Source organism: Alcanivorax nanhaiticus (genome assembly GCF_000756665.1).
GTDB lineage: Bacteria > Pseudomonadota > Gammaproteobacteria > Pseudomonadales > Alcanivoracaceae > Alcanivorax > Alcanivorax nanhaiticus.
Genome location: NZ_ARXV01000018.1, coordinates 1 through 26,829, shown reverse-complemented (window position 1 = coordinate 26,829; position 26,829 = coordinate 1). Strand labels below are relative to the sequence as shown.

The following is a 26,829-nucleotide window of genomic DNA, read 5'->3' as shown; positions in this document are numbered from 1 at the left end:
TACTGAAATAACAAATGTTGATCTTGGCTTATAGGGGGCGGTGTGGAGATTGTTGCTTTGGTTTTGATGGGGGGGATGATTTCAACTGTCCTGGTGAGACGGTCCTCAAGGCGAGGTATGGGGATTGAGCTTACCTGGTCCCAGGCTGTACGAGTGGTGGCATCCCGAGGCATTGCTGCTGTAACCGCAGGTTTCATTCTGGGAAAGCTGATTGGAATGGGTTTGTCGTCAGGCTGGCTGGACTTTTCTCTGTTGAAGGAGCGGTTCTACGTATTGATCCCGCTGGTGATGGTCTGCGGCATGGCTTCCCTGCTCGCTTTTCAGAAGCTGGCTCAGGTCTTCTCAGGTAAGAAGATCGACATCTGGACAACGATGAAGACGGCTTTCATTGAAGGTTGTTACTACGTGGCGTTCGTGACGATCCTTTCGATCCTAATGCTGATCTTGTTCGCTCTGGTGGAGTTCTGGCCTCGCCTCACATCATAGCTGGTGAATTTCTGTTCGCTTTCTCGTGCGGCCAAAGGATAAATAAATAAATTCTTTTATTTGTATAGGACTAAAGAAGGGCTAAATAAGGGTTAGGCCCCTTCCAATCAGCTTCAAGCCGTTGTTATATCGGTGCTTTTTGATATGTACCGATGCACCAAACCTACCGAAACCGAAGATACCGTCCTATCGGAACCGAAGCAGCGGTCCTATATACACGAAAAGTTGTCCTGATCTTATCCACAGATTTTCCTTTTTTATCCACGATTTAGCGCCCATTTTCGCCAACCGAAGCGCTAAACCTATAGCTGATTCTTACCTGATCTGGGAACCGATGCAGCGAACCTACAGAGTTTGTGCTGACGGTGCGATCATTATCCACAGACCGACGCGCTCAACCTATATGTTTTCCGGGTGTTTTTTGACCGATGCACCATACCTACATAAACCGATGCAGCGAACCTACAGATGATTTTCCCGCTTTCCCCAAGGTTACCCACCGGTTTTGTGAGTAACTATTGAGCACGAACTGATCTCTTTGGCTCATATTTTGAACCTATGACTGCTTGTTCTGATGCGTCAACCTTTGTCCACCTGTGTCAACCTAGCAAAACCGATGCACGTAACCTATATGCACCGGAAAAACCGATGCACGTAACCTACAGTTAAGTATCAATCACTTAGACGCCTTTTTGTGCCCTTACCGCGAATTCCGAGGGCTGACACCGTTTTCCTCCTGCGTTCTACGGGCACTTCAAGAGGGCTTTGGCAAAACCGATGCACTGGACCTATATACGTCAGGCTTGCTTTGCGCGGCCCACATCTTGCGAATACCCTTTAGTTTCAGTGCCTTACGTTGATTGAGGCAGGAAACCGATGCAGCAAACCTATATATAGTTGCTTGTTTTTCAGACACTTGCGGTGTTTTGGAGGCTTTTTCGGGGAAGCCGAGCGTCAGAATGCCGACTGGTTGCACTGGTTTCGGCAGGCGCTGGGCTTTGGGTGACGCTCGAATGGCGGGAGGGTCCAGAGGAGGGCGGTTGCCCCCCTCTATGACTTGTCGTGGATGTCTTTGAACTCGATGTCGTTGCGGAGGGCTCGTGTCTTCAGTGCGTTCTTGCGCTGGTTCGCTCGAATCACCTCCTTCACGAAATCCGGGTGCGGGAAAATGGTGTACCGTGCATCTATCACCTTCTGCTTACCCTTGAGCACCTTCTCTTCATCGAAGCGAGAGATAACCTTGTGTTTCTTGAGGGTGTCCAGGGCGCTTCGCATGGCTCGCAGATTCTCGCCCATCTTGCTGGTGAGGCCCCTTGGGCTTTGTTCCAGGAAGGCTACGAGATTGGGCTGGTACGGATGGCTTTCACTCGCCTGCGTCCAGTATTGGGCCATTCGCTTGTAGAAGAATCTGGCGAGAGGGGAGCGGATGTCCATGCCTATCTGGTAATTGTACTGACGAAACGTCAGATTCATGATTGACTCGTTCACCAGAGGGTTGAACTGAACGTAGCATTTTGCTGATCGCCCCTTTTTCTCCAGGTCTTTTCTCGTGGTGAGCCCCAGAAGGCCGAACAAGCTGGAGTTCATTACCGATTCGCCGTCCTCGGAGTAGCACTCCATTATCGCGCCCCGGCACACGAACAGAGCTTCTTTGACTTCATCGAGGCTGTAGGTGTGTCCCATTCTCTCAAGCTCTTTCATCAGCTCGTAAAGTGTGAAGCTGACTCCCGCCTTGTCCTTTACGTAGACGCCTTGTCCGTTCACGGCAATCTTCCGGAGCGCGTCTTCTACTAACTCCTCGCGCTGCCCCGCGTAGATGAGGACGGTCTTTTCGCCTTTTTCAATGATTGCGGGCTTGAGTTTCACGGTGAGCTTGCGGCCTCGTATGGTGCAGTAACGCACGATGCTCGCGGCTTTCAGATCTTCGTGCTCTCGCGTCTTACCCCAGACGTACTTTGGTATAGCATCGTAGATGTCTACGGTGTTCGAGTAGTCAGGCTGTTGTTTGGTGGGCAGATCGAGGACAGAGAACATGTCCATCTGCTCGCTTTGCTGAATGTTGGCTTCCACGTACAGATCTCTGTCCCCGGTTTGTCCTGTTGTGTCATTGTCTTTCGTCATAACTCTGTTCCTATGTTGCCACTGCGGCCATCAGGGTCAAAAGACCTGCTGCGACAGCGAGTGCCAGAACAAGGTTGGGGAGGATTGTTCTGTGGTTGCAGTCTTGAGACGTGAATTGCTGTGCTTCACGCTCGAACCGGTCGTGCGCCGCATCCCCTCGGTCTATTGCTGCCTGGTTCTTCTTGTTAGCGCCAAAACCTATCACACCTGGCGCTTTCTTGCGCCGTGCAGGCTTTCGAGCTGCCTTGCGCGGGGTGACCATGGCTTCGCATTTTCCGAGCTTAGCCAGCTCGGTGGCGGATACTGATGTCATTCTGGCTTCTCCTGTTCGTTACCGCCTGGCTTGGCTTCGGTGTCTGTACTGTTGTTGCCGGGAAAGCACTCGTTCAGCAACTGCTCATAGTCCCGGAGGTTCTTTCTCATGGAGGACAGTATTGCCGCTCGCCTCCGCAGAAGCTCGTACCGGTCCTCAACCTCCTTGATGGCGTCGCGAGCCCACTTAGGTTCCTTCTTGAACAGGGAGTCGCTATACCGATACCCCTTGCCCTTCTTCAGATGCGTTGAGAAGACCTGCTTCCCTGCGCCTTGATCTGGTCGGGTTCTGTTGCGGAACCACTCCATCTGGAGCGACCCGTTCAAGATCCTGACGCGAGTACCCACAAAGCTAAGCTCCTCCGCTACACCTTCCTCTCGGGCTGATTCGTTGCCCTCCCAGTAGTAGTCGGCCTGCTTTCTTGCATCGACAGCGGAAACCAAAAGCTCGTGCTCTAGCAATGTTCTAGCGGTACGGATGAACTCGCGTGATTCCTCTTCGAGCATCGGTTCCGTAAAGACAAACCGCTCATCTTCAGCATCCCGCTTGAGCATTTGCCGTAGTTCTTCATCTGTTCTGCCCACATCAACCCCCGACGGAGACTATCCAATTACTTTCCAGATAACTATCTATCTGGGAAACGAAAATGGGTTTCCACTATAAGAGACCCGAATACCCTGATCGTAACCCGGTTTGGGAATCTGTCAAGGTCTTCCTTTATTTCTGGGAATCTATCGACCACATGCCGCATACAGCATTCTGGGCATGGGAGAGTTTCCTTATTTACCGTATTTTCTGGGATTCCATCTGCCATTTTCTGATAGCGCGGCTCCATCTGAGCCTGGGTTCAGCGGCGATTTCTGCTTTCCACACAGTTCAATCCTCCATTTCCGGTTGCTGAGAAGCGTTTTTTTCGAGACAGCCTCTTAAAAGTCCCGTTGCGCCCAAAAAGGGCAATTCGGCGTCCGTTGTTTCGAGCTGCGAGCAGGTAACCTTTCGCCTGAGTCTTTTTTGGGGGCTTTTGGAGCCCCTTTGCTATGATGGAGAAAATTTATGTTCGTATTGGGTCTTGATATTGGTTACTCGAACTTGAAGGTGGCGATGGGGCAGAAAGGTGGCGATATGGCTACGCGGATCCTGCCTGCTGGCGCAGGCAGCATTGACCTGATGCCGCGTCAGGTGGGTTCTGGCCTTGGGACTGACTTCCTGCAAGTCCAGATAGGGGGGAACAAATGGGCGGCTGGGGTTGAGCCTGACCGCCTCCAGGGGTGGGAGCGTGAGCTTCACAAGGACTATAAAAGCACTGATGTCTATAAAGCGCTTTTTTATGCAGCGCTGCTTATCTCAGAGCAGAGTGTGATCGACGTGTTGGTGACGGGGCTTCCGGTTGACCAGGCTATGAATGACGGCCAGAGAAAAGAGCTGGCTGAGTTGCTCTCAGGTGAGCATCACATTACGCCCAAGCGAACGGTTACCGTCAAAGAGGTTGTCGTAGTACCACAGCCAGCAGGTGCTTACATGGATATTGTCCATAGCACGACTGATGAAGAGGTGCTAGATGCTATCCAGAACGGGAAGACTGTCGTTATTGACCCCGGCTTCTACAGTGTTGACTGGGTGGCGTTGGTGGAAGGCGAGATCCATTACCGCTCGTCTGGAACCAGCTTGAAGGCCATGTCGCGATTGATTCAGGTTGCTAATGAACTGATCCTCGACGACCATGGGGGCGCTCCGGGTGTCGAGAAGATCGAGAAGGCCATCCGGGGAGGCAAGAACTCAACCTATCTATTCGGGCAAAAGCTGGAGCTGGATGAGTACATGTCCAAAGCATCGAGCACGGTATCTCGTGAAGCGCTCACCTCCATGCGTAAAACGATGCGCGAGGATGGCATGAACGCTGACGTAGTGCTTCTTGCTGGTGGCGGAGCATCTGAATACTCTGATGCAGCCAAGGAGCTTTTCCCGAAGAGCCGCATCATCGAGACTGAAGCATCTGTCCTCTCCAATGCGCGTGGTTTCTGGCACTGCGGCTAGTCATGCACTGCTGGTGGAGGTTGATATGGCAAAAACATGGGACGGAAAGTTCTCGAACCTGAAGATTTCTGAGCAGGCGTTCCCGGAGCTTTTCCGGGAGCTTGAGTCTCTGCATCACAAAGAGCGCAGTGACAGGCTGCGCTCGCTGGCAATGCTAGGTCTTTATTCTTTGCATTTTATGGGCCAAAATAGGGACGGCTCGCCTGCGCTAGTGCCTCAGCCCTCCCCAAAGGAGTCTGAGCCCCATTCTGATACAGGACATACTCCCAGGTTGAAAGAAGCACAGAAAGAATTAAAAGGGCGGCTACTTGGGTCAGTACGATCTGTAGGATAAGAAATATACGAGAATATTATGAATGGTTTAACACCTAACAAAGCCGAGCAGTGCGACGAGTGCATAAGGAATTTAACAGTTGCCCAGCGAAGAGAGCTAGTCCTTTCTGAACTTAAACGCAAAAGTAAAATTCGGATAATCTTCAAAGACTGTCCGGTCTCTGACATGGCCGAAATGCTTGAGCGCTTTAAATCTGTGTTGGACGAACGAATTGCTGAAGAAGAAGAGAAGGCAGCTAAGGATGCGGAGCTAAAGAAAGAGGCTGAGAATATTCTCAGTGAAATGGAACAGAAAGGAATTGATGTTGAGCTGCTGAAGGAACTAAAGCAGCAACAAGGTTCTTCCGGGACTGCGGCCTCAAAAGTTAAATATGTCAAAGATGGTACTACTTGGACAGGGCAAGGACGAAGGCCCGCGCCATTTAAAGGTCTTTCGGACTACGAACTAGAAAAGTATAGAAAGACACCGAAAAGTGAAGACAAATAAAAAAGGCCCCTGTTATTAGGGGCCTTTTATTTGGCTTTAGAACTAAAGTTCGCATATTGGCAACTTTACTTAGCGACCGCGAGCACCTCTTCCTTACTAGATGCAGCAGTAATTTTATTTTCATCGGGGAGCAGCGGCTTAGTTCCTGCCACCGTCACCAAAGTCCTTTTCTCGACATTGTTCAATACCTCAAATGTGCTGTGTTTGCTACGGTTAGGAGCCTCGTAGCAGAACGGACATCCGATACCCGTGCTTTGATGAATGGATGTGAAAAAGTCGCACTGGCAACTTTCGCAAGTCTCAAACATCGCCTCTTCAGACCGAAGTTCCGACGCCAGGCACCACGCATCAGAGATCGTAAAGGTTACGTTCCGGATTGCTGGGTCAATGACGGCCATCTCACACAGAAGAGCCTGGTACATCCGGTAGGCCCGGTCCAGAGCGCTAATGGAAATTGACGTGCCTACAGACTCTCCTCCTACCTGGCGATAGAGCTGCATCAGAAGTGAGGCATGGATTTTGGAAAGCTGGTTGAGTAACAGAGTCGCACCGCTCCTGGTCGTCCTGGTGGTTCTGTTCTTGTCCAGCTTGAACCCTTCGTCCTCCAGGTCGCGATAAAGCCTGCGGACCTGCTTGTCGGTCAGTCCAGTCTCCAGGATGATGATGCGAGTAACGTAGCCCATGAGGGCCATTTGCCTCGCTGTGACCCAGCGTTTCAGCCAGTTTGCTCCTGTGTTTCTACTCATTGTCTACCCCCCAGTTGTGCAACCTGCGACATAGATTGCTGATATTTCCGGAAAAAGAACTGCGCGTTAACCGGTCCTTGCTCAGTCATCAGTAGAGGAGGTAGTAGGCGAGGATCAAAACGCAGCGTGAATGCTGTTACGGTGTTCGTGACCAGATGCCGGAGCTGGTTGTCAGTAGCTTCACTGACCGCCAATGTCAGAGCGGGACTTAGCCCAAACGCTGCGGCGGCAACAAGGTGGTCCTTTTGGGCAACACGCTTCAGCAGCAGCCAGTAGGCTGTATCGAACTCGGACCCTTTTGTATCAGAAAGAGTAATGACAGGGACGTAAGCCTCTTTGAGCTGCGTGAGCACAGTTTCTTCGTCGGTTTGTAGCTTGAAGCCGATCAGTACGCCGGATGCAAGGCGAGCAAGCCGGTCTTCACTCGCCTTGGCAAGAGCCTCGATGCCGTTGACGAGAAGAGAGAACTGCACCTGAGCCTTCTCTGGGGCGTGTTTAGCCAGAGCGGAAAGGAGTGTCCAAAGGGTGAGGTCGAACTCGTAAATGTTTTGATCCGGACGCTGCTCGGTCACTTGGAGCGCGTGCATATCAAGATCGGTTATTGAATTTCGCGGCATAGCGGCTCTCCTGGAGGTTTAGTAGTTGCTGATAAATGGAGAGAACGCGCTTACCGTATGATCGAGAACGAGCTTCATCTTTCCAGTTGTGATAACGCCCAATGCCTAGCTCCAGGTCATCAGGGGATGAACTTATGGTTTCGCTGAGAATTTCAGCGCCAGTATTGAGGTTTGTGATCGGGTCCAGTAGGTCTATGGGGTTCTGGACGCGGTGTCCGTGCCAGAACAGATTGACCTGCATGAAGCCAATATCGACAGAAACCCTTTTACCTTTATGGTCGATGAGCTGCTGCAAGCGCGTAGCTGCTTGTTCACGGCTCATTGCATAGAAGGGTTCATTCAGAGTCCTGAGCGTCCACGGCCAGGGAGAGATGTTGTTGTCACCTCTGCCGGAGGCTGATTCAGCCAGCGCCACTGAATAAAGAAGTACAGGGTCAAGACCGTAGCGAGCGGCAGCGTCTTCAAAGTCAGTCCCTCGAACATCAAAGGCGCTCGCCGAGCATGTCCAAGAGACAGACGCAGCTACGGCTATGGCGGCGATTAGCTTTTTCATACAGCCGCCTCCAGCATCTTCCTGGGTATGGGGATCAGTGTTTCTGGGTCGTAACGCTCAGGCCAGAGCGTATTCGGAGTCGTGTCCAGCGCTTCAGCTATGACGTGCTCCCATCGCGGATTACTCCGCACCAGAGCAGTAGAAACAGCCTGCCGGGAAGCAGAATGCTCCCTCGCCAGTTCGGCGATGCTTAACCCTCTGATTTTAAGTTGGTATTTGATCCACTCGCGGCGCTTCCCAGCGTCTTTAGGGACGCTGAAAGCAATAGTGTTCCCGTTTTTCATCCTGCGTAACTCTCTTTTTTTTCTTACCACAACAGCCAAGAGCCTTGTCGGGTCGGGCTGTATTTGCCCAGAACCTGCAAATGCAAAACTGTGTAAAATTGAAACAGTCTTTTGGCGTTCTTTATAGACACGAAACTGCGTTTCGTCAATACCCTAAACTGCGTATGAAACAAAAACAAACACACACAGCGTCCGCTGGGTGGGCGGGCCTTATAGCGATTTGAACTTAGTTAGAAAGGAAAAATATTTTTTAGGAAAGTGCGTTTTTTAGAAAAACGGAATAGCGTTATGCCGAAGCAAGCGGAGAGATAGCAAGCCAAGCATTGGAAGCGCGCAGAGGCGTTCTGGTATGCCACCAGCGGTGTGGTGGATAAGGGTTTTTTGGAATTCTTCTTGCGGTAAGCAGGAGGGGTGAATGCCGTACAACATTGACCTAGTTACAATGATATTGACGAATGGAGCTTTCGTCAACCCTGTCAATCTTTGTCAACCCACTATTTCACATTTTACGGAATGTAAACTTTCCAGAAAGGGCGTGTTTCAAGGGAGTATGAAATTTGATAACAGGGTATGTAAAACAGCCTTTCTCGGAGAGTGGCACTTTCACATGTGAAAGATTTTATTGTCGCCAGATTTTCTGGGTTGCATTTTTTGGGTCAGTGATATACTGAAAGTAAGAAATCGGGAGAAATGGTATGAAGACATCAAGACTTGGCCTAAAGGGTGTGGTGAAGCTGGCTGCGTTTACTTTGTGTGGACTGATGCTGCTGGCGAGCATATCAGCGTTCCGTGAAAGCTCTTTGCTTGGTTACGCGCTGGTGGCAGTGCCTGCACTTTTTTGTGGGGTGGCAATGTTTAATTCTGTGAGGAAGAGTGCATGGGGGCTCGCATTTCTTGTGCTGGGGCTTGGTACGCTTGAAATCTATTTGGGTACGGCTAAGGGAATGCCGATTTCATGGGTGCTTGGTGGTGCAGGGTTTGTGGTCTTCCTGATTTTACGTTTCGTGAAAGCTGCGGCTGGCGCGTTCCACGCGGCGTTTCCTAAAGGTGACCTGCCTTTCCCGAAGGTGTCTCCGATGACGCATTCGTTTGACTCGGCCTTCGGCAACACTAGAAGGCGCTCAAGTTCAACTCAAACGAACATCAATGGCTCAGGTCTGAATGGAGAGGGGTTCAATGGGCGCGGCGGAGTGGATGAAATAATCAAGGAAGATGATCCGTTCGGGGAGTTCTACTAAAAAGGCAGCCGAAGCTGCCTTTTCTTAGCGTTTAGAGTACGCCGCCACCTCTACCAGTAGAATTGTTGTAGTGGGCAATGCCTGTCATGTAACTACCAGACATTGTGGATCCGGCCCTGGCTGATTCTGTGATGGTGTGAACCATGTGGTCCACAAACTCTTGGTTCTGCTCAGTCAGAACTGGCGCACCACTCTCATCTCGCATCACGTTTCCTTGAGCATCACGTTCCGCGTAGGTGGTAGCCAACTCTTGAATCGCCGCCTGGCGTTCAGGGCTATCACCCATCACATTCATGTCGAAGGACTGCGCGTAGACTTGGGCCTGCTCATGCGTCAACCCTCTCGACATGGCCTCCTCGTAGAATGCTTCTCGGAATTCAGTTCCATGGGTTTGTTCAAACGCCTGCACAGCCGCTTGTCCACCCGTCTCCATTGCATGGCTCAAGGCGGCCTCGTAAACCATGCCTTTTTCCTCGAAGGACATGTTCTTCAAATCATCGAAACCGATCTCACCCTGCGCCAGCTCCATGCCCGCAGCGGCAGCTCCCATAATAGAACGCCCCATGCTTGAAAGACCTGACAGAATCGAGCCGCCGATACCTGAGCTTTCAAGCTCCGCATCACTCATCCGTGCAGCATTGATGACTTCCTGCCTGAGCGCTGGGTCATTCTTCAATTCGTCCAGGCGCTGGTCAAAATTGGCTGAGCCAACCGTCATGCCCTCGTTAGCTGCATTAAAGACACTTTCCCCAAGATTCTCCGCTTCTTGCATTCTGCGACCAACCCAGTCGGAGGCATTTTCTACGCCACCATAGAACTCAGCGGCACTCATGCGGCTGTATTCTGGGCCGTTGTTAAGTAGCTGGCTTCTTGCGCCAGCTTCAGCTTCTGCATTGCGGGTGTTTTGCCAGTCTGCTCCTGTGCCTCGAACAGCATCAGAGTTGGCTGCACCTGCGCTTGCAATAACGCCTGGTGTGCCGCTGGAAGACGCAGGATCAGAGTGTGTTGGATAGCCAGATTGAGGCATCGTAATAGCACCGGCCCCCGCAACAGCAGCTTCTACACCAGCAGTACCGTTTTGCACTTCCGCATTGAGGCCATTGTTACCGACTTGCTGCAACCCGGCATTGCTGTCGTATCCGCCAGCTTGACCGGTCGCAAGACCCATTCCTGTGCCTACAGCATTGAGAGCGGCATTGAAGTTGTTTTGGTATTGCTGATCAGAGGTGCCCGCATGGTTATTGGAATTCTGAAGTGCTTTGATTCGCGCTGCCGCCAGGGCAGCGTTTTTATCCAGCCCGTAACCACCTTCCGTCGAAGGTGCGCTGTAGCGCTCATACAAACGCTGCGCTTCGGCCTTGGTCTCCGCACCAACCCCGCCGGTGTTCCAATAATTGTTTAGATCAGACATCGCCTGACTGTTACCGCCAACCTGAGAACCCACATCACGAAGGCGAAGATTATTTAGATTGCCATACTGTTGATTCATCGAGTTCGCTTGTGAGTACGAATCGCTGGAGCTGACGAGGTTCTGCGCTGATTGAGTAAGCGCTTTGGTCTCTTGCTGTCCAAGCGTTTGGCTTAGCGACTCGGTGTTGCCTGTGGATACGGCCCTAGCCAAATTGTTTGATACCTGTGACTGTTCCTGCTGAGTAAAGCGAAGCGCGTCAGATATAGCAGCGCTCTCGTTCGCACTGGAGCTGCGGGTGTCCGTAGTTTCCTTATTTGCACCTGCTGATAATTTGGCCTCAGCACCAATATCAAGCCCGAGCTTTCCGCTGTTGCTGTTTTGTCGTGCAGCACGTCGTTCAGCTTTCTCCGTCCGATTGGCATTAGCTCCTTCACCAGAGCCATCTCCAGCATCTATTGGCGTTGTGCGGGAGGCTCCGTCACTGGTTACCGCAGTCTCTGCAAGTTGTGAAATCATGCTGGTTCCGACGCTACCTGAAACAGCACCACTGGCAACAGCGGATACTATTCCTTTTACTGCGTCGGCATGTTGGGAACCGATGGAGGTGTTCTCCATTATCTGGTTTGCACGTTCATTCACGATACCTTCAGATCGACCGTACATGGCAGAGTGGGTGCGCCCGAGTGAGGCGGCTTTGTCGTAGGTCTGACCGCTCATGGTCCCGCTAGAAAAACTCGATCCCAGAGAGCTGGAGAACGCTTGCTGAGCAGAAGCCATCCTTTGTTGTGCTGAGGATGTCATACTGCTCAACCCAGAGCCGAACGAGATTGAGCCCATCAATCCAGCGGCTCCTGACGCAGCCATGCCGGTAAGGTCGGTGTACTCATTAGAGGCCGAACTCTGCATCACTGGCCCGTTATCAACCAAGTCTTTGCTTTGGACCTTCTCGTCGATGTGGTCCTTGCCACTGATGCGCCCAGCCAGGCTTGTAAAGGCATAGGTTGAGCCGGTGACTACGAACAGCGAAATAATAGGCGTTGCCGACGCGAGCATACCGCCTGTCGCTATCCAGTGCTGGAGCTGGTCACTAGCGGAGTTCAGCGCGTAGATCGAGGTCAGGTTGCTACCAAGGCTCGCCATCTCATTGCTGGCCGCAGTATGGATGTAGAGGTTGATGATGGACATGACAGGCATCCACAACTGGATCCATAGCAATGTTTGGAAATACCGCCCGGCGAGCCCCATCCCGAAGCTACCCAGTACAATGAGGAAACCCATCAGTGGCGTAATGGCATACACGAATCCTTCAAAGAAGGTCATCATCGGGCGAACAATTGTCATGAACATGGACTGCTCAGCCGCCCATTGCGTGTTCCGTTGCTGGATAGCCTGATTAATCATCGTTGCCGAGGCCATATCCTGGAAGTCCGCGTATCGACCTTGCGCCGCCTCATAATAGATTGGCTCCAGCACGGCTGCGGTGAGGTAGGCGGTTCCTGCTGTGGAGGTAACCCCCAAAGATCCCAGCGCGTTCGTAACATAACCTTGCCCAGATGTCCCGGTGTAGGTGTTGTCCACGCCGAGCACGTTGAGCAAAGCATCAGACATTGGGGCGCTGTTGATTGCGCTGTCAGTGGCATTCACGAGCCGTGGGTATGCTTCAGAACAGGTATAATCCGTCCCGCTGGCGCTGCCGAGGTAAAGCCTGGTTCCGTATAGGCTGGAATCGAACCTCAGCGCCTGCGGCAGCTCCCCACCCATCATGTCGTCCAGGCTTTTCTCACCGAGATCAACCGCAGTGAGTGAACATTCCCGAATATAGTTGTTCCATGACTTTCGCACGTCTGCATCACCGCCGACCGCCAAATTCATGGCTGTATAGACAGGCGTTGAAGCAATGCGCCTACGGGCATCGTTCAGGATCTTGAGTGACTCTGCGAAGTGAGACTCGGTGACATAAGGGACGATAGCTCCATAACCTTGTTCAAAGAGATTGGTGATGTTGTAGCCGACAGAAGAAATTATTCCACCAGCACCACCAATCCCCAATGGGACGTTATCGACAACCCGAACCTGCCCCGTATACGAGTCCTCGATAACGACCGTGACGGTGGGCACAAACAGCATGGCGTAAAGCAGGTAACCCACCAGCACCTGCTGGAAGTTTATTTGCTTCGCCCCCTGAAAGATGCTTTGAACAAAAATCATAATGACGCCGAGCAAAAGGCCCACGCTGACCATCTGCTCGAACGACCCCATGGATGTCACCATAGCGACAGCCATGAGGATTTGCTCTAGGAACGCTGCGTCCCCAACGGAAAATATCTCGAACATACGGTTACTCCTGCGTCCGTTGCGGTGTTGTCAGACTGCTCAGCACGTACCGTTGCTTACGGAGGTTATCCAGCATGTTGTTGTAGTGCTCGATGAGGTCAGCAACATCGCCATACTGGGAGCGCAGTTCCTGATAGTCGTTGCGCACCTTGTCTTGTGATTCACTGATCAGCTCGAAGGCTTCTGATTGGTGAGGGGCCTTTGACTGGCTCACTACCAGATTTACAGCCCTGAAAAGCTCCTCGGTTGTCGTGTAAACCATGGTCAAAGCAATGGTGTTCGAGGCTTTCAGCGCAAAGATTCTGGAAGCATCTTCGGATAGCACCGCCAGGTTACGAACGATGGTCCCTGAGCCAGCAGGTAGGTTTGACATAAAGGCTTGTTCTTGGGCGTTCAGAGTCCCCTGGTTTCTGGCGAACTTGGCAATGATGCCTGGGTTGCTGCCAGTGCCAAGAAGCATGTCTTCCACTTTCTTGCCAAGACCCTCGATATTTACGGTCGCCTCACCCGGATCGAAACACTTGTCGTCGGTGTCGCAGTTGTAAATCTTGACACTTCCACCTTCCAGGATTGCCCTCAGAATGTCAGGCTTGGCTGGCTTGGTCTCAAGGGGAAGGGTTTTGCCAGCATCAGCGGGGTCACCGACATGGTTGGGGTCAATGACTGGCGGCTTACGAATGATGGTCCCGGTAAGGCTCATCATGGTTTCCAAAAGTGCGTCATCTCCGTAGGTGAACCACGCTCTGGCATTTTGCTTCTTCAGTTGCTGCCAAACGATGTTGCCAATCAGTTCGCGACGCAGAAGCTCATCCTCACCAAGCTCCTCTTCAGGCGAGCGCCCGGTTTCGGTCTCTTCTCGTGAGCCGAACACATCTGATACAAGGCCGGTTGTTGTGGCGGCGATAGAAGCATCTGTTTTGCCCTTCAGCTCAAAGGCTGAGGTCGCGTCATTTACGATGCCCTGGGCAAGCTGGCATGAATTGCCGAGATGCTGGTTAAGGGCCTGTATCTTTTTCTGGAATGCTTCAATGTGCTTTGAACAGTCAGGACAGACATTATCCAGAGCGAGCTGGAAGGCGTAGCCTTTGGCGTTCGCTGCCACCTGGCGCAGAAGCTGAACAATCTGTTCTGCTGAAACGAAACTGAAAGACCCATTGAACATGTCGATTCCCCCGCATCCCCCTTTCCACGAGGGCGGAGCAAAGCTAACCAGGTTCTCATCAAAGATTTTGGATTTCGTTGTGTAGCGTCCACCAGAGAAAACACCCCGTCGCTGCGTCTCGAACACTCCGGGTGAGGTGGCGTTGCTCATTTCGCCAAAAAAGCTATCCAGCTCATCTTGAATGTCGGCGTGACTGATGCTGGGCACCGTAAGGGCGGCGAAAGCCAAGGTCACAGCCGCTGTGACCTGTTTAACGCGATGTAATCCATTCTTCATATCAGCGCTCCTGGTGAAGTTTTTGTTTAATGAATTCGCTCAGCTTCTCCGGAGGTATGAAGTTTGTTTCAGAGTCGCTGCTATCTTTTGCCATGGACGAAAGCTCATAGGATTGAGCATCGAGAATGGCCGCAATGTTGTTGTCCAGATTCATGATGGGCTTGGTCTTGTTGAACTCTTCTTCGGTGATCCAACCGCGTCGTCTGGCGACCAAGATAATTCGGTGCTTCAAATCAGCCAGGGAGAGAACGCCTTGAGCAATGGGCTCGACTTCCCTGTCCTCGGAAACGAGGTAGAGAGAGGGGAATACTTCCGCGCCGAGTTTCTCTGCCTGACCCTGATCGGTTCGAAAGTCTGGGAATATCCCATCCGGAAGCGGCTTTCCATCGACCGAGATAGGCAAGATGGTGAACCCGTCGCGAAGCTCCAGCATCTTCAGAATGGGAGCCTGGACGCGGCTAGTATCGGAGTCTGACCGGAAGAAAAAGAAGATCCCGGCCTTCTGAGCGATTTTGTGTGCTAACTGGTCTTTTTCCTGGCCTGCCCACCGGTCGAGCTTCTGAGAGGCGAACGTGGCTGAGGGTCGCCGACTTTCTTCATCGAGGAATGGGTCGCCAACTACTGCCAATTCGGTCGCATCAGCAAACTGCTCGCTACGGTCCATGGCGTACCGCTGGAGGTACATGTAGGTCCGGACGTTCTCTATGGTCGGGTTATTCCAAGCCTCGTCTTTATACTTCGGCAGATTCTCTCTAAACCATGCAGCGGAAAAGACAGCGGGGCCTTGAGGGACCGCTGGCGCGGGAGCTGTAGGCTCCGGCTGCTGTGGTGGTGGGGCGGCAACGACCTGGGGTTCTGGCTTTTCAGGTTCAGGCTCCTCCTCGGGGATTTCCTCCTTATACCAGAACCAGCCTTCGGCCTTGCGGTCGTAAAAGCGGTTGTCAGGATCAGACTCCTGAGCGTAAGCCATCGGCGCGATAAGGGTTACCCCAAGCGCCAGCAAAATTGTTTTGTAGAATCTCAGCATAGGTCCAGGACACAGTTCATGGATGTTAGCTGAGAATGTTACTGGAGCTTACCTTTTCAGTAGGCACGTCGAACCGCCCAAAACGGGCGAATAGAGCCACCTGCCATAAGTTTTTCCCTACTCTGAGTTCGACGCTTCCAAGGCTGCTCGCTTTTTGGCTGCCAGCCCTTTGGCATACCGCAAAATGAGCGCCACTGACTGGTTGATCACAAGCGTTTGCATGGCTCGGGTGCAGGCCACATAGAGGAGGTTTACCTCGTCTTCGCGGTCTTCTGGTTCCAGCTCTGGATCGAATACGTCTGGAAAGTCGTCAGCCAACACTACGCATTGCCACTCAAGCCCCTTACAGCGGTGAGCCGTGGAAACTGTTATGTCGGCGTTGGCCGGGTCAGTGACCGTCTGTTCGAGCATCAGCGCAATCAGACCAGGAATGTCGTCAAAATCGTTCAGTAGTGCGATGGAGCGGAACATCTCTGGATCTTTGGTGGCCTTTGCTATGTCCTCGTAATCCTCGAAATCCCGGTACTCCTTGAGGAGCTTTTGGTTGCGCACTCGGTCGTTTTGTCGTCTGGCGAACCAGAACAGGTCTTCAAGTTCAGCGAGCTGGTAGGCTTCGATGCCACCGACCCAATAGATGCGCTTACCGCTCATGGCCGCTACCAAGGCATTGGTGATTACACCAATGACAGTTCTGGATAGAACGGTAAATCCGCCAGTTCCCTCTGGGAGAGAGGTCACTACCTGGTCTTGAGAACCGCGCCCGATGACAGGTTTGGTTTCCTTCTTGAGCATCAAAAGTGCGTTCGCGACCATTGCAACCTGTGGGCCGAAGCGAAAACTGTGCGTCAGGTACAAAGTATCTGCATTGCTAAGGAATGGCGCTTGAAGTGCGTTACTTGCCCCTCTGAAGCGGTATATCTGCTGGTGGTCGTCCCCAACGTATATCACCTTACACTTTTGCTGAAGAACAATGTGATTGGTCACGGGGTTGGAGTCTTGGGCTTCATCGAAAAGGATGGTCGTGTATTTCCGTGCCAGGTTCGGCAGGCTGAGCTGGTATAGCTTCAGGTACGCATCATGGGTGATGGGGAAGCTATCCTCGATGTCGATCATCCTCTGCCATATCATCTGGGCTCCATCCAGAACTTGCCCCTGATACATGACCTGGTTCCGCGTCTTTCCCTGGACTCGCTCAGAGCGGCAAAAGTGAACATCGAGAATGCGCGGGTCTGCACTGGCAAGGAAAGCGTTCAGGGCTTCTGAAATGTCTTTCGCCAGTGTCCAGTTCGGTGAAGGGAGTGCCTGAGCAATGTCCGTCAGGCGAAGGTTGTTCTTCAGCTTGTGGCCGTACTGGCGACCGATAGCAGAAAAGGCTATCTGATGGGACGTTTTGCAATCCACGTTGGCCGGGAACTTGGATAGCGCCTCATCCCGTATGGCTCGGTTAAACGCCAGGTAGAGGATTCTGTCCCGTGGGTTCATTAGGGCGTACTTCACCAGCGTCGAAGTTTTGCCGGTGCCTGCATAGGCTTTTACGACGAGCCTGGAACCTTTGTATTGGGTTATTCGCGATTGCTCCGGGGTGTCAGGCGGAAGTTTCTCCAGTGTTACGCGGCCCATTGTTCGCCTCGCTTCGGATAGCGCGAGTGCAGCGACTCGATGGTATTCACATACTGGATGACCCGGCTCTCTGCGTTGGGGATGACTGTCAGACAATCCTCCTCGCTCCACCAAGACGGAGCATCGAGGCTGACAATCTCCCGGACCCATTCTCGCATAGGGAGCAGCCACTCCAATGCAGTGCGGCCATACCGTTCGGAGAGTGCTATGGCCGCATTAATGCGCCTCAGTAGAATGCGAGCCCTAGCGATCCAGTGGGCTCTATACTTCGGTTGCCGATGTTGGCGGTGCATGATTACTCCTGTTTAGTAGTGTTGCCGCCAGCCTCCTTTTCTCCATCGCTTTTCTTTTTCGCTTTGGATCGCTGAGCCGCCTTCAGTGCCTCAATATTTTCGGTGGCTTTCTGAAGGCGCTTTTCAAGCTGGGTCATCTGGCGAGAACGCTCTTCCAGTTGGCCCGCAAGGTTAGCGTTCTCTGATGCCAGGCGGGCTTTCTCTGTCGTTGCCTCATCAAGTTCAGAACGCTGCTCTTGCTCTTTTTGCTGGAGCTGGCGCAGTTGTTCTTGCAGTCCCTCATTCTTACTCTTCTCTGCATTAAGCGACGCCTCTGTATTTGCCTGTTTTTGGCTCAAACGCTCGGTTTGCTCTTTTTCTTGCTCAAGGTCTCGGTTTAGGCGTGAAACATCTGTGTTCAGGCGAGAAACGTCTCCATTGAGGGTTGCCACCTCTTCCAGCTTGGCTTCGTACTTGCTCGTGGCCGCTGACAATTTCCCTTCCAGCGACACCAAATCATTTTGTGCGCGGCTAAGCGATGCTTCGGAAAGCGATGCCTGCCGTTCTGCCTCGATACGCGCTTCTTGCTCCTTCTCGTACCGGGCGCTGCTGTTGCGCAGGGCCTCCTCAAGATCATCAATGCGTTCCTGCATATCGTTGGAAGCGTCTACGACCTCCTGGACTTCCTCCTGGAGTTCGGCTTGCTGGCGTTTCAGTTCGTCTCGTTCCCCCTGCAACTGATCGTGCTCGTGCTTGCGGGCCATCACCCATAGCTTCCGGATAAAGAGGTCAGCGTCCTTTCCAATAGAGTCAGGCACAACCTCATCTTCTACCGGAACCTCCACCTGGTCATCACCGGCATTTTCCACTTCCCACTGCTTCAGGTAGTTCCCTATGGTCGTATAGCTGCCCCGGCCTATCATCCGGTGAACGCCTATCGTCGTGGGCGTCTTGCCTGCACGGACCATTTCATCAGCCGCTTCATACACGTCCTCTTGAGATACGAGTTTTCGAGCCATCTTCATCTCCTTTCGTCTATTACCGTAATTATCGTAATTACTGGTGATGATAGCGCATATTCACCTTGATGGCACTGATTTTGTGCAATCGGAACAGAGTTGTGAGATTGGAGTACCCGTCAGGGCAAATGGGGTCACCGCTGGCGCGATACACCGTCTTATGAGCAAGGCTGGATGTTAGAGAGGCGAGCGGTCAGAAGGGCAAGAGAGAGTTATACCGTTGTTTCGAGGGGTGCTGTAAAGCCCTTCCCGTCACGCAGGAAAGGCTTCAATCGTGACGCCGCCAAAGGTTCCCAGTATCTCTGCGGCCACTTTGTCAGAGCGGGTCTTTCTTTGATCTTCAGCACGAAACTCTGCCAGAGCTTTATGCTTAATCGGTTGCTCCTGGATAAAGAGCAACGGCATTGGAGCGGTCACCGTTTTGAGCCCGTCACCTACTCGGATGTTCGCCACCGGCTGGACCCGCACCTGTCGGCGCACCCGAAGTGATGATTCTGGAACTCGGTCTAACCTGGAGAGGAGTTGCTCCAGGGGCAACCTATAGTCTGGACCCGACCGTTCCAGTTCTTCAGAGATACGTCGAACCAGGTCATTCTTCACTGGTTTAGATAGTGAATCCTTCCGTTGCCATGTGAATCGCACCGAAAGGACTTTCTCATGGGTAAAGCATCGGATATGCCGATAGAGGTGCATGGTCATGATCCCAGGGCATTCCGCCCGCAGCGCTTCAAAGCGCTCCTGCCGGGTGCTGAATGTACCGATTACATACTCCTCGATGGCGGTCTTTGCAGCGTTGATTCGCTCCACCAAGTCTGGAATCTCCAGGGCAGATGCGTCCCGAAGAGGGGAGAGCCAGATCGCACCGACCGTCCGCCGAGCGACTTTTTGTGAATAGCTGGGATTGATATGCAGATCCTGGTAGCAGGCTGCGGCCAGCGAAACAGCTTCTTCTCCAGTGTGCTCACGAACAGGGATTGTTTTCACCGGCTCGCTCTCCATGCCTTTGGGAGTATTAGGCAGCGGGTAGGCGAGGGCGGCCATTGGCCGCATTCGCTTCAGGATGTTGTTGAGAGCCCGGATGTCCCGGTGCATTGCGTCGAAATGTTCTGAAATGACAGTCATGGTGCCTCCGTTGGAATTGTTCTGTCGGCGCAAAGAGCGCCTCTTATACAGATATTAGACCATCATGCAGCGAGGGGGAAATCCAATGTGCAGCCTTCGCTTCGCTCCGGCTGAGGGGTGCCTTTCCTGATCGACCGCGCTGAGATTAGATTGAGAAAGAGAGAGAAAGAGAGAGAGAAAAGATAAGGGACAGCCAGTAAGGGGTCGGATAAGAACGCCGAGGGTTCGGGCTGGGATTGCTCTTCCCTCTACCTTGCATGATGGTCTAACTTTGCAAGTAAAGTACATTCCGGTGATAGAGGAGAGGCGTTCCCTCCGCATAAAAAAAGGCCACTCGAACGGTGGCCTTGGGTTTGAATTCAGGTTCCTTTGGGTGGCCCTTCAGGGGGGCCATAATGGGAACGGTAGTGCTGGTGCTCGTCGGATTCAGCTACGAGACCCATCAGCTCCAGTAACTGTCGCTCCCATGCGCCAGGGCGTCGGCTTCCATCAGCCACGCTCGCCAGAACATACGCTACCAGGTCTTCCACGTTATTCTGTGTGTTGGGGGCTCCGTGGCGCTGGTGTAGCTCCACCAGATACTCCAGCTCCTTGAGCACCTCGGGATGAATTGTGACTTGCATGGAATCTCCTGTCTGTCGAGGTTGATTGTTACGGGTTCCGCTCCATCCAGGCCGATTGGCGAAGCAGTGCTATTGCATCTGATGGGGAAACCCTCCAGCCTTCAGCAAGGCGTCTTAATGCGAATACGCCGAGGTCTAGCCTGTCGTCCGGTTGAAGCATGTGATGAAGCTGGCGACCTTTCTCTGATACCGATATGGACGCACCTTTCTGGCCGTTATTGTACGCGGCCACGCCTTTGTTATGCGCGTCACCGTGATATGAGCCTTTCATCTCTGGCCGCAGACCGAAGAGAACGCTACAGAAGGCCGTTAACTCACCCTGCGTCAGTTGCACGATAACCTTGCTCCCCCAGTCAGGCGGGGCTCCGGCTTGCTGAATCTGCACCATCTCAACGCTGAGGGTCTCTCTGCCGCTGCGGCTATAAGTGTATTGGACATTCAACGCTGTCCGCTTACCAGGATCGGGGTGTCGGTCAGCGTAGAACTTCAACGTCTCTCCAAAACCGTCTTGATGTGTCATGGTCACCTCCTCGATGCCTTAGCCAATATCCAGGCGCTTGCTGGCGTCGCGCAGCCGCTCGTTGCCTCGGAAGTCGTATTTCTGGGTTGTCGTGAGGCTCGCATGGCCCATGGCGTCTTTTACTGTGATGAGGTCTTCCCCATTACCCAGCATCGAGGAAGCGAAGGTTCGCCGGAGATCGTGGGGGGCGCACTTTTCAATCCCGGCCTGCACTCTCCGTGTGTTGAGGATGTGGTAAACAGCCTGACTGGAAAGACGGTCATAGGTCAGATCGTCGTACCGGCGCACACGAGTAAATAGCGGCCCAGGGACATCGCCCCGCACCTCTTCTACCCAAACCTCTAGGCGTCGAAACGCTCCGTCTGGCAGAAAGGCGAGCCGCTCCTTGTTGCCTTTACCCAGAACCTTCAGAGAGCGCTCCTTGCGGTCGTATCCGGACAAATCGAGGGCCACAACTTCTGCTCGACGCAGGCCGCAGCCAACCAGTATGGAAAGAATCGCGCCGTCGCGGACCCCAATTGCAGAGGTGTCGCTTTCACATGTGAAAAAAAGCTGCCTGACTTCAGCAGGATCCAGTGCTCGACCTTTTGGAAGACGAGAGCCACGAACTGACTTGACCTGCTTTATATGCTGGTAGGAATCGGTATCAATGAGCTTGAGGGTCCACGCTTCGAGCGCGACGCCCTTGATGGCCGCCAAGTAATTGTTGATGGTAGCTGGCGCTTTCGCGGCGTCACTCAACATCGTCAGGATAGCTTGAACATGGTGTCTGCGAAGCATCCCCCACGGGCAGTTCCGCAGGTTCGCAAACCCCATCATTCTCGCCATATTGTTGAGGAACGACCCCATGGACAACCGGCTCGACTCGGCCTGGAGGCTCATGAGATAGGATATTGCGGGGTTCTTTTCAACGGCACCAACGCTGGTCGCTGCCGCTTCAGCGCTAAGGGCCGCAAATGTCGGCGATGCAGGTAGAAAGGTCGGCTCTTGCCCGCGGCCATTGTTCTGATGGGACATAATTGCTACCTCTTAACGCCCGCTGCAACCAGCACCCAATACCATATCTTGCTGAGCAAGCTCCTCTCCGGGCTTATATCTTGCGTTTCGAGGCTTTGTATCAACGGTTCGTACTTGTCCGGATCAGTCAGCAGCTCGTAGACAGTTCTGTTTGGCTTGCGAATCTCTTTGTTCGGGGTGTAGCCGTGCTTGTCCTGGAGATACTTCGCCACAGCTCCGCTCCTGGACTCGCCAAAATAGCAGTGAACGAAGATTTCCTCGCGACCAGCGGCCACCAGGTCATCAATATGGCTTGCCAGTTTGCGGGCTTGCCCAGAGCAGATGTAGGAGGCGTAGTTGAGCCTGAAGGCTCCCTTCATCGCCTTTATCGTGGACTCTGAGTAACCCCCATCGAAGAACGATTCTCGGTAAACGGACTCCCAGCGGGGAAGGGCGGCCAATGGCTTGTCTGGGTCGGTGATGGAGATGATCGCGCTACCTGGTGTGGGAGTCATGCGCTCCGCTTCCGCCTGACTTAGAAATGTGACCACTTTCATAACGAGACTGTCCCGAGAACGGCACTGAGCTGATGCTGCTGGCCTTCAGTACAAGGGCTAAACCGGACGAAACGACCACCTTCTGTTATCAGCTCATCGAACCGGCCATCAGTATCTCGGTAGTAAACCTTCCTATGACCGATGCCACCTCTGATGCTTTCGTCGAGCTGGCGAACGACGCGCTCTGCATCATTCGTAACTGAGCGACCTTCATCCCGGTCCACAAGGATGATCCGCGTGTCCGTAATCTCGGCCACGCAGTAATTCGATAACTGCTGCTTCGGCAATGCGTCCTCCTCAATTTCTAACGAGCAATACCACCAGTTACCCTACTCTATAATCTCTACTTTTTCAAAGATACATTTTAATAAGTAGACTATTTATGATATTACCGTTATTATCATAATCGTAATTACCGTAATACGGTGTCGGTTGCATTTTTATTTATGCCGGTATTCTTGATAGCGCCAGCATGAGATTGGAGCGAGGTGACGGATGAACAAATTGATTTTTCTATGCGCGGCCATCTTGGTCTCGATGACGAGTAATGCTGCGGCCAAGGTTACGGTACTGGACGACACCCAGTCTTACCTGCTGCTTGAAGTGACGGAGATGTACGTTCTCGGTGACAACGACACACTGATTGATGCGCGAAACATCTCAATAGAGCAATCCAAGAAATCAGCTTCAGACTTTGCTGGGAACTATGTGGAGCAATCACTGGTGGTAAATGACAGAAGCATTAGCGAGCAACATATCCGGGTATTAACGGCTGGTTACCTTGAAGTCCTGGAAACCTCGGAGGAAAAGACGCTGAATGACGAAGGGCATCTAACCCTTATCACCACGTCCACAGTTCGTTTATCCAAGGAATCTATAGAAAAAGGAATTGCTCACCTTCGGAATGGGACCAGAAGCACTGATGAACTCCAGCGCCTGGAAAGCGAAAACCAGCAGCTCCGGTCAGAGCTGGCAAAGGTAGCCGCACTTCTGGAACACGGTTCGGGTAACGATGCTGGCACACGCCCTGCTCTGGCCGAACGTAGAGATACTCTGGTCAAAAAATTGGAACAGCGCCGCTCGATGGTCCGCCACTACTTTGAGCAAGGGGGGTTGCTGGACAAAGCGAGAAGCGATGACCTGGCATTTGAGACAGCTAGGTTCCGCTTTAAATATGAGATCCTGGAGCACTTCAAGCTGAACACGGAAATATCCCTGTCTGAACCAGAGTTTATTGATAATGGCGACGGCACTTATGACATGCGTGTTTTCGTTGGATGGCATACCCCTATACCAAACACCCTGTCCTTCTGGAGCGCCTACTTTAATTATGTTGAACCAGCTCCCGAGAATGAATTCACGCTACTTATGACAAGCCATGAGAACACTCGGAATTCACAAAAGCATTCGTTCTCACATTATCTATACGAGGAAGTAACGAAAACACATTTTTCTATTCGCGTCACAGCCGGAGGGTACTCAGCGGAGCTTCCTATATCGGCAATCGTCGATGTCTTTGGGTATCTGCGGACAGAGAATGGGTACATATACAAACTTCAGTATCAGGCTGACAGAGACACTGTGGACTTCGTGCATCGTGGCATCGAGAACCCAGTGACGATTAGCGGCATACCGTCAGCAGAACTTAGTCAATTAACCAGCCTGTCTGCTGAAGTCGTGATACATCCGGAATCGGATTAAACGGAGACGCTTATGAACAAGATACCTTTATTGGCTGGAATTGCCCTCACTCTGTTTTCATTGATTTGTAGAGCAGAGCGCCCTGCATGGGTGGACGACTCGGATCACCCTTCGTATCAGCATTCTCAGTCGTACTGCGCCCCGATAACCAACCAGGTTTACGATGCAAAACTGATCGCTGGAGCCAAAGTACGTGGTGCAATAGCGCAGGCTCTCGACAGCCATATTACTGCCACCAGCTCCTTAGTGAAACGTAGCACCGAAAGTGAAGCGGATGACATTGTAAGCGAACAGCTTATTGAACAAATAGAGGTAAAAAGTAGCCACACGCTATCAGGATTCACTGTTATTAATCAGGGTGTCTACTCAATAGAAGGACGGAGATATTTTTGTCTTTGGGCGGGAATAGCACCCGATGTTTAAGCGAACTTGCATTTTTCAGCATCCTGTTATTCTCGCATATAGAAATAGAGCTTTACTTAACCACAACGCAAGGGGAAAACCATGAAAAGCAAAATTAGTTTGGCCGTTATGTTCGCTACTGCTGGCATGACACTGGCTGGGTGCTCAAGCACTCCTACAGCCGACGATATTGCAGAACGGGAGGCCGAGGCTCAGGAGATTCGACGGGATGCGGCCATAGAGAAAATGGAGCACGAGCAAGAGCAAATTGAGGAAATGATGGATGCCGTTCCTGACTGGGCCATCACCCCTCCTCAATCAGATTCTGAAGGTGTTTACGCGGTTGGAATGGGGAAAAGCAAAACCCTGGACACTGCGTTGAAAAAGGCCAGCCTGCAAGCGCAGTACGCCTTGGCAAAAGCCTATAAACAGGAACTGTCTGGTAATGAACGCTCTTATGTCCAGGAGAATGCGAACATTGGAGTAACAGAACAATACACCCAGCTTATTGATACGCTGGTTGATAGCGTTCGAGTGGTGGGCTTTCGAGTGATCGAGCAGGAGGTGGTTCCACTTCAAGGCAAGTTCAACGCATACACTCTGGTTAAGCTGCCTTATGAGCAATTCAACACCATGCTTCAGCAGAGCAAGAACGAAACGACCAGCACTGACATTCGGCTTGCCTTCAAAGAGCTTGAGGAGCGCTTGGAGAAGCGCCGGATAAATCGAGAAGCCCAGTCTAATGAAAGCACTTCTGTTGATATTGCAGCGCCAGCAAATGAAACGACGAGCGAATTGTAGAAGTGTTGTCGCTCATCAATGTGAAAGATAAAGCAAAGCTCGACTCAATTAGGTCGAGCTTTTTGCCTTTATGGTAAGTCGAGATACTTGTCAGGTCGAGAACCTACTTGCCAGCCTCAAGAATTGGCAGCCCTGCCTCTGTTGGAATATAAATTCTCTCGCCTTTGCCGTCCTGTAATCCTTTAATCCAAACATACCGGAGGTATTCTTCATTACCTTTGAGCGAGGCTCCAATAATTTGGTTAGCTTCAGCAGCAGCTTTCGCTCGCTCAATGTCAGCGGCACCTTCAGCTTTTGCTTGTTCTATTTTTGCCAAACCCTCTGCCTCTGCTAAGGTGACCCTGGCTTTTGCTTGCATAAGGGCAGCCTGTTCTTTTGCCTTCGCTTCCTCAATCAATATTTGCTTCGACCACTCTGCCTCCTTCAGTGCTGCCCGACCATTAAGTTCCATTTTATATACGTTATATTTCGGCCATACCCAGAGGGCAAAAATGATCAGGGCAATACCGGCGACAACCAGCACCAATAAAGATCCCAGAGCCATCGCTTGTTTGTTTCTATACATACATCTACCTCACATGATCTCAATGAAACTTTGGTGACTCTGTTTGCCGTTGCAGAGCCATGCGTTCATCTCTTTCTTGTTCTGATATAACCCCTTCTGAGGCCAACCAGCGAAGAATGTCTTGCTTTTCTTCAGCACTCCCAGCTACATCCTCGACGCCATTCAAATATCTATCCCGAAGTATTTCGTTTCTCCTCCATCTAATTTCGGAAAGGATCTTGTCGTGATTCTTATCATGCAAGACATAAAGAGAGCCATTTCCCAAGTCAAATACAGAAAACGTAACTGTTCTGTAGTAAGCCCATAAGGCAAGGGCCGCTCCGAACACACCAAAAGGGGTAACCCCTAAATTTGTGCCTGTGATAAGCTGGTATCCTCTCGCAAACATGGCGAGGCAAACCCAAAGAATACCAATATTCATTAACCAGCGATTTCGTTCTGTCTTAGTCGATGATTCAGTTGGCACCGCCGTATAACTGATGTTCACGCTCCCAGAGTTTGAACCATCGCTATACTGCCACTCGAAATGTTCAGGCATGAATGTAAATTTCATCTTGTTCATGCCTTTCTTTTGATTGATTTCAACGGCCATAAAGTTTTCCTTTTGTTAGAAAGACCTTTACCGTACCACGAGGAAGCCCACATGCAGCCACCTGGAACTGACCGTTTTAGGCGATTAAGCAGCTTCCGTTAAGCATACTGGGATAGAGCAGGTGTGGATGCGTAAAGGTACGGACGCAACTTTCACATGTGAAAGAGGGGCAGTACAGGGAGCCGCAGGTTGAAGGTCGGTCCTTGGCTGGTGATACTGGCCCTACCGAACGGGTTGTAGTCCGCCTTCCAAACTACTTGGCCGCTGGCGTCGGTGAGCCACAACCGGCACCAGCGCCATCCCCCTAACCGCCTGAGATAGAAATCATCCCGTCTTCTTCACGTAGCGTGACACTCTTTTTTCAATAGTATTACTATCCATATTCATACATTCCCCTGCTTTTTTTGCCAGCAAAAGCGCTTCTTTGGATATTGACTTTGATTCTTCCTCGATAATATCAATGAGTGTTTGTAGCGCTATACCATACTCGCCCGCATCAATAAATTCTTGCACTTCTATACTTTCACATTCAGAAAACGAATCAGAAAGCGCCATCAGCAAAAGCTCTAGTGTGGATTCAATTTTTCGATATTCATTCTTCATTTTGCCTTCCAAAC

General features: G+C 51.9%; 29 protein-coding genes. 8 read left to right on the top strand and 21 right to left on the bottom strand.

Going from position 1 to position 26,829, the window contains the following annotated elements:
- The first annotated feature begins 117 nt into the window (after positions 1 to 117).
- Complete coding sequence (locus Y5S_RS16815; RefSeq protein WP_035234691.1) at positions 118 to 486, top strand: hypothetical protein; 369 nt, start codon at positions 118 to 120, stop codon at positions 484 to 486.
- A gap of 1,050 nt (positions 487 to 1,536) precedes the next feature.
- Here Y5S_RS16815 and Y5S_RS16810 read toward each other — a convergent pair.
- Genes Y5S_RS16810 through mobI form a run of 3 tightly spaced genes read right to left on the bottom strand, consistent with a single transcriptional unit; the run spans position 1,537 to position 3,474 of the window.
- Complete coding sequence (locus Y5S_RS16810) at positions 1,537 to 2,607, bottom strand: hypothetical protein (RefSeq protein ID WP_035234689.1); 1,071 nt, start codon at positions 2,605 to 2,607, stop codon at positions 1,537 to 1,539.
- Between the two features lie 10 nt (positions 2,608 to 2,617).
- Entirely contained in the window at positions 2,618 to 2,920 is a 303-nt protein-coding gene (locus tag Y5S_RS16805; protein WP_035234688.1) for a hypothetical protein, read from the bottom strand.
- Positions 2,917 to 3,474 carry a conjugative transfer protein MobI(A/C) gene (mobI, locus tag Y5S_RS16800; RefSeq protein WP_065130343.1) on the bottom strand — a complete coding sequence of 186 codons (558 nt, stop codon included), beginning with the start codon at positions 3,472 to 3,474 and terminating at the stop codon, positions 2,917 to 2,919. Before mobI ends, Y5S_RS16805 begins: the two co-directional genes overlap by 4 nt.
- A gap of 499 nt (positions 3,475 to 3,973) precedes the next feature.
- On the opposite strand from mobI, the gene Y5S_RS20210 reads away from it, so the two are divergent.
- Positions 3,974 to 4,954: a ParM/StbA family protein gene (locus Y5S_RS20210; RefSeq protein WP_035234687.1), complete on the top strand. Its 981-nt coding sequence runs from the start codon at positions 3,974 to 3,976 to the stop codon at positions 4,952 to 4,954.
- A 352-nt stretch (positions 4,955 to 5,306) separates the two neighbouring features.
- The gene (locus Y5S_RS16785) at positions 5,307 to 5,774 is read left to right on the top strand and encodes an H-NS histone family protein (RefSeq protein WP_052041669.1); all 468 of its coding nucleotides are present in this window, start codon (positions 5,307 to 5,309) and stop codon (positions 5,772 to 5,774) included.
- A gap of 65 nt (positions 5,775 to 5,839) precedes the next feature.
- Here the strand turns inward: Y5S_RS16785 and Y5S_RS16780 are convergent, their stop codons facing one another.
- Genes Y5S_RS16780 through Y5S_RS16765 form a run of 4 tightly spaced genes read right to left on the bottom strand, consistent with a single transcriptional unit; the run spans position 5,840 to position 7,974 of the window.
- Positions 5,840 to 6,520: a FlhC family transcriptional regulator gene (locus Y5S_RS16780; RefSeq protein WP_065130341.1), complete on the bottom strand. Its 681-nt coding sequence runs from the start codon at positions 6,518 to 6,520 to the stop codon at positions 5,840 to 5,842.
- Positions 6,517 to 7,137, bottom strand: a complete 621-nt coding sequence (locus Y5S_RS16775) for a hypothetical protein (protein ID WP_052041668.1) — start codon at positions 7,135 to 7,137, stop codon at positions 6,517 to 6,519. Before Y5S_RS16775 ends, Y5S_RS16780 begins: the two co-directional genes overlap by 4 nt.
- On the bottom strand, positions 7,109 to 7,690 hold the full coding sequence (locus tag Y5S_RS16770) for a transglycosylase SLT domain-containing protein (protein WP_035234685.1): 582 nt from the start codon (positions 7,688 to 7,690) through the stop codon (positions 7,109 to 7,111). Before Y5S_RS16770 ends, Y5S_RS16775 begins: the two co-directional genes overlap by 29 nt.
- A complete protein-coding gene (locus Y5S_RS16765) occupies positions 7,687 to 7,974 on the bottom strand; it encodes a helix-turn-helix domain-containing protein (RefSeq protein ID WP_035234684.1) in 288 nt (95 codons plus the stop codon). The genes Y5S_RS16770 and Y5S_RS16765 overlap by 4 nt, the downstream gene beginning before the upstream one ends.
- A 695-nt stretch (positions 7,975 to 8,669) precedes the next feature.
- Here Y5S_RS16765 and Y5S_RS16755 point away from each other — a divergent pair.
- Positions 8,670 to 9,212 (top strand): hypothetical protein, encoded by a 543-nt coding sequence (locus Y5S_RS16755; RefSeq protein WP_035234682.1) that lies wholly within the window; start codon positions 8,670 to 8,672, stop codon positions 9,210 to 9,212.
- Between the two features lie 31 nt (positions 9,213 to 9,243).
- Here the strand turns inward: Y5S_RS16755 and Y5S_RS16750 are convergent, their stop codons facing one another.
- The 11 genes from Y5S_RS16750 to Y5S_RS16700 form a co-directional block, all read right to left on the bottom strand.
- The gene (locus tag Y5S_RS16750) at positions 9,244 to 12,957 is read right to left on the bottom strand and encodes a conjugal transfer protein TraG N-terminal domain-containing protein (RefSeq protein ID WP_035234681.1); all 3,714 of its coding nucleotides are present in this window, start codon (positions 12,955 to 12,957) and stop codon (positions 9,244 to 9,246) included.
- 4 nt (positions 12,958 to 12,961) lie between these two features.
- The gene (locus Y5S_RS16745; RefSeq protein ID WP_035234680.1) at positions 12,962 to 14,395 is read right to left on the bottom strand and encodes a conjugal transfer protein TraH; all 1,434 of its coding nucleotides are present in this window, start codon (positions 14,393 to 14,395) and stop codon (positions 12,962 to 12,964) included.
- A 1-nt stretch (position 14,396) separates the two neighbouring features.
- Positions 14,397 to 15,422, bottom strand: coding sequence for a conjugal transfer protein TraF (gene traF / locus Y5S_RS16740; protein WP_035234679.1), 1,026 nt, complete (start codon positions 15,420 to 15,422; stop codon positions 14,397 to 14,399).
- Positions 15,423 to 15,539: 117 nt separating this feature from the next.
- The gene (locus tag Y5S_RS16735; RefSeq protein ID WP_035234677.1) at positions 15,540 to 17,042 is read right to left on the bottom strand and encodes a UvrD-helicase domain-containing protein; all 1,503 of its coding nucleotides are present in this window, start codon (positions 17,040 to 17,042) and stop codon (positions 15,540 to 15,542) included.
- The gene (locus Y5S_RS19770) at positions 17,030 to 17,200 is read right to left on the bottom strand and encodes a hypothetical protein (RefSeq protein ID WP_156107834.1); all 171 of its coding nucleotides are present in this window, start codon (positions 17,198 to 17,200) and stop codon (positions 17,030 to 17,032) included. The genes Y5S_RS16735 and Y5S_RS19770 overlap by 13 nt, the downstream gene beginning before the upstream one ends.
- A gap of 137 nt (positions 17,201 to 17,337) precedes the next feature.
- Positions 17,338 to 18,333 (bottom strand): DNA-binding protein, encoded by a 996-nt coding sequence (locus tag Y5S_RS16725; protein WP_035234673.1) that lies wholly within the window; start codon positions 18,331 to 18,333, stop codon positions 17,338 to 17,340.
- A gap of 252 nt (positions 18,334 to 18,585) precedes the next feature.
- Positions 18,586 to 19,455, bottom strand: a complete 870-nt coding sequence (locus tag Y5S_RS16720; RefSeq protein WP_035234672.1) for a DNA replication terminus site-binding protein — start codon at positions 19,453 to 19,455, stop codon at positions 18,586 to 18,588.
- A 359-nt stretch (positions 19,456 to 19,814) separates the two neighbouring features.
- Entirely contained in the window at positions 19,815 to 20,078 is a 264-nt protein-coding gene (locus Y5S_RS16715; RefSeq protein WP_035234670.1) for a hypothetical protein, read from the bottom strand.
- Positions 20,079 to 20,106: 28 nt separating this feature from the next.
- Entirely contained in the window at positions 20,107 to 20,598 is a 492-nt protein-coding gene (locus Y5S_RS16710; RefSeq protein ID WP_035234668.1) for a hypothetical protein, read from the bottom strand.
- 18 nt (positions 20,599 to 20,616) lie between these two features.
- Positions 20,617 to 21,615 (bottom strand): tyrosine-type recombinase/integrase, encoded by a 999-nt coding sequence (locus tag Y5S_RS16705; protein WP_035234666.1) that lies wholly within the window; start codon positions 21,613 to 21,615, stop codon positions 20,617 to 20,619.
- 5 nt (positions 21,616 to 21,620) lie between these two features.
- Entirely contained in the window at positions 21,621 to 22,151 is a 531-nt protein-coding gene (locus Y5S_RS16700; RefSeq protein ID WP_035234665.1) for a hypothetical protein, read from the bottom strand.
- A 32-nt stretch (positions 22,152 to 22,183) separates the two neighbouring features.
- Here Y5S_RS16700 and Y5S_RS19765 point away from each other — a divergent pair, with 32 nt between their 5' ends.
- From Y5S_RS19765 to Y5S_RS16685, 4 genes are all read left to right on the top strand, one after another.
- Entirely contained in the window at positions 22,184 to 22,354 is a 171-nt protein-coding gene (locus Y5S_RS19765) for a hypothetical protein (RefSeq protein WP_156107832.1), read from the top strand.
- 292 nt (positions 22,355 to 22,646) lie between these two features.
- Positions 22,647 to 23,852 carry a hypothetical protein gene (locus Y5S_RS16695; protein WP_035234664.1) on the top strand — a complete coding sequence of 402 codons (1,206 nt, stop codon included), beginning with the start codon at positions 22,647 to 22,649 and terminating at the stop codon, positions 23,850 to 23,852.
- 12 nt (positions 23,853 to 23,864) lie between these two features.
- Entirely contained in the window at positions 23,865 to 24,275 is a 411-nt protein-coding gene (locus tag Y5S_RS16690) for a hypothetical protein (protein ID WP_035234663.1), read from the top strand.
- Between the two features lie 81 nt (positions 24,276 to 24,356).
- Positions 24,357 to 25,055: an LPP20 family lipoprotein gene (locus tag Y5S_RS16685; RefSeq protein WP_035234662.1), complete on the top strand. Its 699-nt coding sequence runs from the start codon at positions 24,357 to 24,359 to the stop codon at positions 25,053 to 25,055.
- 103 nt (positions 25,056 to 25,158) lie between these two features.
- Here Y5S_RS16685 and Y5S_RS16680 read toward each other — a convergent pair whose 3' ends face one another.
- The 3 genes from Y5S_RS16680 to Y5S_RS16670 all read right to left on the bottom strand — a co-directional run.
- Positions 25,159 to 25,620 carry a hypothetical protein gene (locus tag Y5S_RS16680; protein WP_035234661.1) on the bottom strand — a complete coding sequence of 154 codons (462 nt, stop codon included), beginning with the start codon at positions 25,618 to 25,620 and terminating at the stop codon, positions 25,159 to 25,161.
- A gap of 19 nt (positions 25,621 to 25,639) precedes the next feature.
- Positions 25,640 to 26,212, bottom strand: a complete 573-nt coding sequence (locus Y5S_RS16675; protein ID WP_035234660.1) for a hypothetical protein — start codon at positions 26,210 to 26,212, stop codon at positions 25,640 to 25,642.
- A 324-nt stretch (positions 26,213 to 26,536) separates the two neighbouring features.
- Positions 26,537 to 26,829: MafI family immunity protein (locus Y5S_RS16670; protein ID WP_231552731.1), on the bottom strand; the 293-nt coding region annotated here is incomplete at its 5' end.

Bases quoted from the DNA above. Each gene is read 5' to 3' on its own strand.
- Y5S_RS16675 (WP_035234660.1), bottom strand. From the start codon at position 26,212: ATGGCCGTTGAAATCAATCAAAAGAAAGGCATGAACAAGATGAAATTT.
- Y5S_RS16805 (WP_035234688.1), bottom strand. From the start codon at position 2,920: ATGACATCAGTATCCGCCACCGAGCTGGCTAAGCTCGGAAAATGCGAA.
- Y5S_RS16815 (WP_035234691.1), top strand. From the start codon at position 118: ATGGGGATTGAGCTTACCTGGTCCCAGGCTGTACGAGTGGTGGCATCC.
- Y5S_RS16710 (WP_035234668.1), bottom strand. From the start codon at position 20,598: ATGACACATCAAGACGGTTTTGGAGAGACGTTGAAGTTCTACGCTGAC.
- Y5S_RS19765 (WP_156107832.1), top strand. From the start codon at position 22,184: ATGCTGCTGGCCTTCAGTACAAGGGCTAAACCGGACGAAACGACCACC.
- Y5S_RS16810 (WP_035234689.1), bottom strand. From the start codon at position 2,607: ATGACGAAAGACAATGACACAACAGGACAAACCGGGGACAGAGATCTG.
- Y5S_RS16680 (WP_035234661.1), bottom strand. From the start codon at position 25,620: ATGTATAGAAACAAACAAGCGATGGCTCTGGGATCTTTATTGGTGCTG.
- Y5S_RS16785 (WP_052041669.1), top strand. From the start codon at position 5,307: ATGAATGGTTTAACACCTAACAAAGCCGAGCAGTGCGACGAGTGCATA.
- Y5S_RS16695 (WP_035234664.1), top strand. From the start codon at position 22,647: ATGAACAAATTGATTTTTCTATGCGCGGCCATCTTGGTCTCGATGACG.
- Y5S_RS16775 (WP_052041668.1), bottom strand. From the start codon at position 7,137: ATGCCGCGAAATTCAATAACCGATCTTGATATGCACGCGCTCCAAGTG.
- mobI (WP_065130343.1), bottom strand. From the start codon at position 3,474: ATGCTCAAGCGGGATGCTGAAGATGAGCGGTTTGTCTTTACGGAACCG.
- Y5S_RS16750 (WP_035234681.1), bottom strand. From the start codon at position 12,957: ATGTTCGAGATATTTTCCGTTGGGGACGCAGCGTTCCTAGAGCAAATC.
- Y5S_RS16700 (WP_035234665.1), bottom strand. From the start codon at position 22,151: ATGAAAGTGGTCACATTTCTAAGTCAGGCGGAAGCGGAGCGCATGACT.
- Y5S_RS20210 (WP_035234687.1), top strand. From the start codon at position 3,974: ATGTTCGTATTGGGTCTTGATATTGGTTACTCGAACTTGAAGGTGGCG.
- Y5S_RS16720 (WP_035234672.1), bottom strand. From the start codon at position 19,455: ATGACTGTCATTTCAGAACATTTCGACGCAATGCACCGGGACATCCGG.
- Y5S_RS16770 (WP_035234685.1), bottom strand. From the start codon at position 7,690: ATGAAAAAGCTAATCGCCGCCATAGCCGTAGCTGCGTCTGTCTCTTGG.
- Y5S_RS16725 (WP_035234673.1), bottom strand. From the start codon at position 18,333: ATGGCTCGAAAACTCGTATCTCAAGAGGACGTGTATGAAGCGGCTGAT.
- Y5S_RS16690 (WP_035234663.1), top strand. From the start codon at position 23,865: ATGAACAAGATACCTTTATTGGCTGGAATTGCCCTCACTCTGTTTTCA.
- Y5S_RS16685 (WP_035234662.1), top strand. From the start codon at position 24,357: ATGAAAAGCAAAATTAGTTTGGCCGTTATGTTCGCTACTGCTGGCATG.
- Y5S_RS19770 (WP_156107834.1), bottom strand. From the start codon at position 17,200: ATGCGAGAATGGGTCCGGGAGATTGTCAGCCTCGATGCTCCGTCTTGG.
- Y5S_RS16765 (WP_035234684.1), bottom strand. From the start codon at position 7,974: ATGAAAAACGGGAACACTATTGCTTTCAGCGTCCCTAAAGACGCTGGG.
- Y5S_RS16755 (WP_035234682.1), top strand. From the start codon at position 8,670: ATGAAGACATCAAGACTTGGCCTAAAGGGTGTGGTGAAGCTGGCTGCG.
- Y5S_RS16735 (WP_035234677.1), bottom strand. From the start codon at position 17,042: ATGGGCCGCGTAACACTGGAGAAACTTCCGCCTGACACCCCGGAGCAA.
- Y5S_RS16780 (WP_065130341.1), bottom strand. From the start codon at position 6,520: ATGAGTAGAAACACAGGAGCAAACTGGCTGAAACGCTGGGTCACAGCG.
- Y5S_RS16715 (WP_035234670.1), bottom strand. From the start codon at position 20,078: ATGCAAGTCACAATTCATCCCGAGGTGCTCAAGGAGCTGGAGTATCTG.
- Y5S_RS16745 (WP_035234680.1), bottom strand. From the start codon at position 14,395: ATGAAGAATGGATTACATCGCGTTAAACAGGTCACAGCGGCTGTGACC.
- traF (WP_035234679.1), bottom strand. From the start codon at position 15,422: ATGCTGAGATTCTACAAAACAATTTTGCTGGCGCTTGGGGTAACCCTT.
- Y5S_RS16705 (WP_035234666.1), bottom strand. From the start codon at position 21,615: ATGTCCCATCAGAACAATGGCCGCGGGCAAGAGCCGACCTTTCTACCT.